The organism is Xenorhabdus kozodoii, from assembly GCF_002632875.1.
Taxonomy (GTDB): Bacteria; Pseudomonadota; Gammaproteobacteria; order Enterobacterales; family Enterobacteriaceae; genus Xenorhabdus; species Xenorhabdus kozodoii.
Window position 1 is genome coordinate 50,197 of the sequence record NZ_NJCX01000025.1, and the last position, 6,000, is coordinate 56,196.

At 42.6% G+C, this 6,000-nt stretch carries 7 protein-coding genes; 1 reads left to right on the plus strand and 6 read right to left on the minus strand.

The window, feature by feature from the left end:
* Positions 1-10: 10 nt before the first annotated feature.
* Positions 11-718: an aquaporin Z gene (gene aqpZ / locus Xkoz_RS15750; protein ID WP_099143013.1), complete on the minus strand. Its 708-nt coding sequence runs from the start codon at positions 716-718 to the stop codon at positions 11-13.
* Between the two features lie 199 nt (positions 719-917).
* Positions 918-1,394 (minus strand): serine protease inhibitor ecotin, encoded by a 477-nt coding sequence (gene eco, locus Xkoz_RS15755; protein WP_099143014.1) that lies wholly within the window; start codon positions 1,392-1,394, stop codon positions 918-920.
* Positions 1,395-1,661: 267 nt separating this feature from the next.
* Between eco and Xkoz_RS15760 the strand changes: the two genes are divergently transcribed.
* The gene (locus tag Xkoz_RS15760) at positions 1,662-1,886 is read left to right on the plus strand and encodes an HP1242/YdcH family protein (protein ID WP_099143015.1); all 225 of its coding nucleotides are present in this window, start codon (positions 1,662-1,664) and stop codon (positions 1,884-1,886) included.
* Positions 1,887-2,027: 141 nt separating this feature from the next.
* Here Xkoz_RS15760 and Xkoz_RS15765 read toward each other — a convergent pair whose 3' ends face one another.
* The 4 genes from Xkoz_RS15765 to Xkoz_RS15780 form a co-directional block, all read right to left on the minus strand.
* The gene (locus Xkoz_RS15765; protein WP_099143016.1) at positions 2,028-2,264 is read right to left on the minus strand and encodes an ogr/Delta-like zinc finger family protein; all 237 of its coding nucleotides are present in this window, start codon (positions 2,262-2,264) and stop codon (positions 2,028-2,030) included.
* Positions 2,265-2,378: 114 nt separating this feature from the next.
* Positions 2,379-3,827, minus strand: a complete 1,449-nt coding sequence (locus Xkoz_RS15770; RefSeq protein ID WP_099143017.1) for a phage late control D family protein — start codon at positions 3,825-3,827, stop codon at positions 2,379-2,381.
* Positions 3,824-4,330, minus strand: coding sequence for a phage tail protein (locus Xkoz_RS15775; protein ID WP_099143018.1), 507 nt, complete (start codon positions 4,328-4,330; stop codon positions 3,824-3,826). The genes Xkoz_RS15770 and Xkoz_RS15775 overlap by 4 nt, the downstream gene beginning before the upstream one ends.
* Positions 4,327-6,000: phage tail protein (locus Xkoz_RS15780; protein WP_479688400.1), on the minus strand; the 1,674-nt coding region annotated here is incomplete at its 5' end. The genes Xkoz_RS15775 and Xkoz_RS15780, both read right to left, overlap by 4 nt.

The window sequence follows — 6,000 nt, forward strand, 5'->3', positions numbered from 1 at the left end:
GAGGGAAATATTAATTAACGGATGAATCATCTTTCTGTAACAGTGTTCGATAGATCAATCCACCAAGAACACCACCCATTAATGGAATCAACCAAAATACCCAAAGTTGCTCCAAAGCCCACGTTCCTTGAAAAATAGCAACCGCTGTACTTCTTGCCGGGTTAACCGATGTATTTGTGACGGGAATACTGATTAAATGGATCAATGTCAATGATAAACCGATAGCTAATGGCGCAAAACCTGCCGGGGCTTTTTTATCGGTTGAACCAAGAATGACAATCAAGAAAAACCCGGTCAATACTAATTCAATAATAATTGCAGCTTGTAATGAAAAACCACCAGGAGAATGTTCGCCATAACCATTAGAGGCGAAACCACTTGCCGTTGCATCAAAACCACTTTTACCGCTGGCGATAAGATAAAGCACCGCCGCCGCCGCAATTCCCCCAATCACTTGGGCAATAATATAAGGGATAACATCTTTAGCAGAAATACGCCCGCCGACGAACAACCCCAATGTGACTGCCGGATTAAAATGCCCGCCTGAAATATGCCCTACCGCATAGGCCATCGTTACTACAGTTAAACCAAACGCCAGAGAGACTCCCACAAAACCAATCCCCAACTGAGGAAATGCCGCAGCTAAAACTGCACTACCACACCCACCAAATACCAACCAAAAAGTCCCCAAAAATTCCGCCGATAATTTTTTAAACATTCTATGATTCCTCAATAATATTTGCATGCATGCAAAAAAATCTAAAACTAGTTTAGTTAGTATTTTTAAATATGGGCAAGGGATCAGCGGCAGAAAAATAAAGAAAACCGACTTTATCAATACGAAGGGGAAAAATGCACGTTTCAACAACCTGAGTTTAATATAAAAACCCAGGTTGTTGATTTACCTAACCAATAACTTATTTAATCTCTGAGTTCTTTACCTCAGCCGAGGCTTGCCAAATACGATATTTTACTGTCATCGATTTTGGCGTATAGACGACGATAGGTAATTTGCTGTTATAACGCACAAAAGCCTCTTTACCTAACTGAACTTGGACAAAACGTATTGTTTCTTCTTTATTTGGACAGGCCATTTTTGTTGAAGCAGGGCCAGTCACATTATTTAGCACATAATAATCATATCCCCATCCTTCCAGCGTTTTAGTTTCCAACTTACCGCCAAACCAGTGGTGATTACAATCCACTTTCATATCCTTGCCAATCACTAATTCAACCTTATAGTCGTTTTCATGTTCTTTCTGAGGCAATTCAATCACACTACGAACCATTTTCTCAGAAGGCGCAGGATAAGGGGCGATGTCTTCAAGTTTTTTGTCCGCAAAAACAGAAGTCGATACCATCAATGCTGCTAAAGGAAATAGATATTTTTTCATAAGTCACCTCTATATATATTGAAAAAGGAGACTGAATAATAACAATAAAAAAATTGGGGTAAATTATGTTTTTTGGCAAGGAACTGATTTTAAAAGGTATTAGATAATAAAAAATCTCTTCACTTATCATCACTGTCAACTTTTATTAATCATTCAAAAGTGAACAGGTGTTACCAGTTCTTTTTTGTGTGATATTTCTCAAATCTGGTATTACAATGGCCTGCTACACTCATTGAGTGTGATAGTAAATTTCGTATAGGAGGTTTTATGTTTCCAGAATATCGCGATTTAGTGTCCAACCTGAAAGAATCTCATCCCCGCTTCCAATCCCTGTTTGAAAAACATAACCGACTTGACCACGAGATAGCCCAGCTTGAAGGCCCAAATGGCGCAGGCTACAACGATAAAGTTGTGCGCCTGAAAAAAGAAAAACTACACATCAAAGATGAAATGCAAAGGATTTTGCAGGAGCAATATCAGAGCCAGAAGTAAACCAGCCAATGGTTTTGACGCCTGCTTTGTTGACGGGTGGGCGTCACAAGAAGTTCTCTATTAGAGAACCACTTCAATTCAACATCCACAAAAAAGCCACCATAACGGTGGCAAAAATGGGAGCAAGGGTTTTTGCGTTATTTATTGTGCGGCAGCCGCTTTCTGGCGAGGTTGTCTCTTGGTTTTTGCCCTTGGATGTGGCGTAACACCCTCGACTTCACCTGGCTTTGAAATGAAACGGACAAAGGTTTCATGGCTGACGAACGTTGCTCCACAATTGATATTCTGACATTGGTTATAGCGCTCCTTTGTTTGGCTTGAATGCTCGAAGCTACTACGCGTATGCGCTGATTGACCACACAGAGGACACTTAATCATATTGTTCACCTTTCTGAAATCGTTATCTCGAAATAACCCGTCTCGTCTGGTGAACAATATACCAAAGATCTCATATTGAGATCAAGCGTTTATTTTACTATTGCCGATACTGATTTAGATCCCATCAATTTTAACTTCGAGATCCAATGAAGTTGTAAAACCGCTGTCATTAAAATTGTGGGTGACTTTAACTATCGTCCAATGAGTTCCATCAATTTCTGGCTTAAATCCTTCAATCTGAACCGGGGTTTCGGGATAAATATCAGCACGCCCTTTCGCCAAAGTGATAGAAAATTGCGCCACGCCTCTCTGTAGCTTTTCCCAAACCGCTTTAGCACCACGCTCTGCCTCTTCCTTGTTATGGAATACACGGGAAAGTGTCAGTACATTTTCTTCTGTCCCTTGCAAATATTGCTGGGCTTCTTTCTGGGTAGTCGCCGTTTCAGTCGTTGTTTCATGGGACTCAAGCACTGATTGTTGCTGTGTCTGATAAAACTGGCTTTCATTCCTTCTGCTGATATGGCTGTTACCTGATTTTCTCCCCTTATCTCCCCCCTTATCATAAGGAGAGCGTTTCCTTCCCTTTTTGTTCGGATCTTTTTTCGATAAATCAACCGCACCTGGCTTTTTATTTTTTTCTTTCAGCTTCTTTTGCGCTTTTTTATCTTTATGTTTTAAAACATCATGATGAGAAGATTTGTCATTTTTTGGGGCATGATTTTTGTCCGAAGATTTATTTTTACTACTCTCATAGTGTACGGAAACCCCAACCTTTGTGCTTTTTGACGCTTTTCGGGTATAGGTTACCGTCTGTTTAGACGCAGTACGTGTATCCCACCATTGTGCGACAACGCCCGTATAGGCTTCACGATCAGACAGAGAAAACCGGTGACTATCCCCCAATTCACGGGTAATCACGACGAGAGGAATATCCCTACCACTCGCGCTCTTGTTTTGTCCTTGGCGGATAAACAGCAATTCGCCATTTTTGACTGAAGCGATTGCCCCTTCCTGTTTTGCCACCCGTGTTAAAAAGCTCACATCAGATTCGTTAGTCTGATCAATATGCATGGAAATGCCTTTCAATTCCTGGCTCATTTGGAATTTCAGTTGGTTCCTCATGGCAATCGTACTAACAATGTTCTCTAACGTATGCTTATGGTAAGACGCTTCGCGTTTAACATTCAGATCACCACGAAAATCGGCACTGCGAGCACGAACCGTCAGCTTATCAGGGGCGCCACTATGTTCAATTTCATCAACAACAAACTTTCCCTTTGGGGTTAAAGGGTGGCCGTGCCACCCTAATTCCAGTGTCAAAATATCGCCTCTGGAAGGAAATATCAGTTTTCCATCGGCATCATCCAATTCAAGATCAAGCTGGTCTGATTCCAGGCCACGATTATCCGTCAGTGTCAAAGACATTAAACGCGACTGAATATTGCCAGTAACATCTTTTTTATTGGTTTCCAATCGAAAAGCCGGCGCCCCCTCTTTTCCGGTAGCCAGATCAAATTGGGGAACCCAGTTCGTGTTTGGCATCCACTGTTTAAAATCAATCATGAAAAGACCCCCTTGACTTTATTCATGGATTGATCTTTAAGACCAGAAAACGCATCCAGTGATTTAGGTAGCTTATCCTTCATATCAGCGAGTTGATCTTGTAAATCCCCTAACATGTCAAACAAATTGTTATCAACACGCCGCAAGGTCAGTGTAAAACTGATTTTTCTGGCTGCACCGCCTGACATAAATTCGGTTTTTGTCTTGTCAATGCTTTCGATAATGAACATGCCATAAATCACACCGCTGCCATCAATAAAAGACCAGGCTTTCCCACTATCTGCCATCAATTCTAATGCCGTCAGTGAAAGGGAACCCCCTGTCAGTTCAGGATAAAGCTCTCCCGATAACGTGATCGTATCATTATCTGACCCAATGAATTGCCATGCTGGCCGTGCTCCCACACGGCTATTAAAGGCATGTCTCCAGCTTTGTTTATGTTGAAAACTTTGGTATGGCGTTGTTTTCAGCATAAAAACAAATAAACCCAGTGCTGCCATCATGAGAAAAATTCCTCCCTATCAGAATACGAGCTACGCATACGGGCTTGGTGCATACGTTCCCTTTGTTCCAATTCCTGCTTAACGACACGGGCAATATCCTGTGCGGATTGTCCCTGTGCGCCATAGACATAGATGTTATATTGTGGTGCAGCGCCACTGTATTGCTGTGGCTGGCTCCGCTCCCGTTTCGCCTGCACTTCTTCATAAGCGTGAGCAGGTAAACTCTGCGCATGTAATGGTGCATCCTGCGCCGCCACCGGCAGTGACATTGAGCTGAGAGCCACACCAACAGCAGCATATTTCGCCGTATTTTTCCGGCTAATCACACTGGCTGAACCGCTGATAATTTCTGGACCACGCTCACCGACGATACCGAATTCTCCAGCCGGAATAACGCCACCTTTATCATATTGAGCAGCAACCAGCTTCGCTTGCGTAGCCGTTTCGCTCTTGGTAATTTCCTCTGTTTGTTTTAACGTGACTTCTTTTTTCTCTTCGTCGCCCCCCCATGATTTAAACCAATCAATAATCGAGGCGAATTTACTTTTCAGGTTTTCCCATTTTTCTTGAATACCCGTTAGCAAACTGTCGATCATGGCTGACCCAGCCGCTTTTAATTTCTCAGGAATAGCTTGAACATTAGCAACAATTTCATTCCATCTATCTGAAATTGATTTTTTGACGTTTTCCCAAATTTCCAGCGTATTTTGTTTAACGGATCCCCAAACTTCACTTATTTTATTTTTAACTGATTCCCAGACTTCTGAAGCACTTTGTTTAATCGTATCCCAGTTTTGGTAGATAATGCCGATTAACCCACCATCCATGAAATAGCTTTTAATACCCTGCCATGCATTACTGACGCTGTCTTTAATTCCCTGCCATGCATTGCTACAGACATTTTTGACACTTTCCCACAAGGCGGTGAATTTTGGTCCCAATGATCCCCAATTCTGCCAAATATAAATAGCAGCCATGGCGATAAGACCAATCACGGCAAGAATTGGGTTTGCCATCATGACTCGACCAACAACCATGATTGCTTTACCTAATACACTGAAAGTACTAGTTAAAAAAGACAGGCCTTTTACACCAACACTTGCCAGAATATTTATGCCACTACCCAAAACACCAAAAATTTTCTGTCCAATATTTCCTAATATTCCCAGTCCTTTTCTTTGGTTTCCAAAAGTATCTTTACCTCCTTTATTCGAGAGTAAATCAGCACCCTCATTCAATGAGCCAAAAACCTTTTTCCCGGTTTTGCCAAAAAAGTCCATAGCGGCTCTTAGCGCTTCTAAAGCCTCGGTGCCGAATTGTGCAAATGCCTTCAAGCCATCTCTTAAATTCTCCATAGCCTGAATTCCCACCTGCGCAAATTTATTCAGGTTGGCTCTTAATTCTTCCAGCGCCTGGACGCCAATCTGAGTAAATATTTCCAGCGGCGCGGTCAGTTTATCCAGTCCCTGAACGCCTAGCTGCACAAAGGCATCCAGTGTGGACTTTAACTTGTCCAGCGCCTGCGTTCCCAACTGCGCAAAGACATCCAGCGGCGCGGTCAGTTTATCCAGCCCCTGAACGCCCAACTGCACAAAGGCATCCAGTGTGGACTTCAATTTATCCAGTGCCTGAGTCCCCAACTGCGCAAAGACATCCAGCGGCGCGGTCAG

Excerpts from the sequence above, each read along its gene's own strand:
- aqpZ (WP_099143013.1), bottom strand. The coding sequence starts at position 718 with ATGTTTAAAAAATTATCGGCGGAATTTTTGGGGACTTTTTGGTTGGTA.
- eco (WP_099143014.1), bottom strand. The coding sequence starts at position 1,394 with ATGAAAAAATATCTATTTCCTTTAGCAGCATTGATGGTATCGACTTCT.
- Xkoz_RS15760 (WP_099143015.1), top strand. The coding sequence starts at position 1,662 with ATGTTTCCAGAATATCGCGATTTAGTGTCCAACCTGAAAGAATCTCAT.
- Xkoz_RS15765 (WP_099143016.1), bottom strand. The coding sequence starts at position 2,264 with ATGATTAAGTGTCCTCTGTGTGGTCAATCAGCGCATACGCGTAGTAGC.
- Xkoz_RS15770 (WP_099143017.1), bottom strand. The coding sequence starts at position 3,827 with ATGATTGATTTTAAACAGTGGATGCCAAACACGAACTGGGTTCCCCAA.
- Xkoz_RS15775 (WP_099143018.1), bottom strand. The coding sequence starts at position 4,330 with ATGATGGCAGCACTGGGTTTATTTGTTTTTATGCTGAAAACAACGCCA.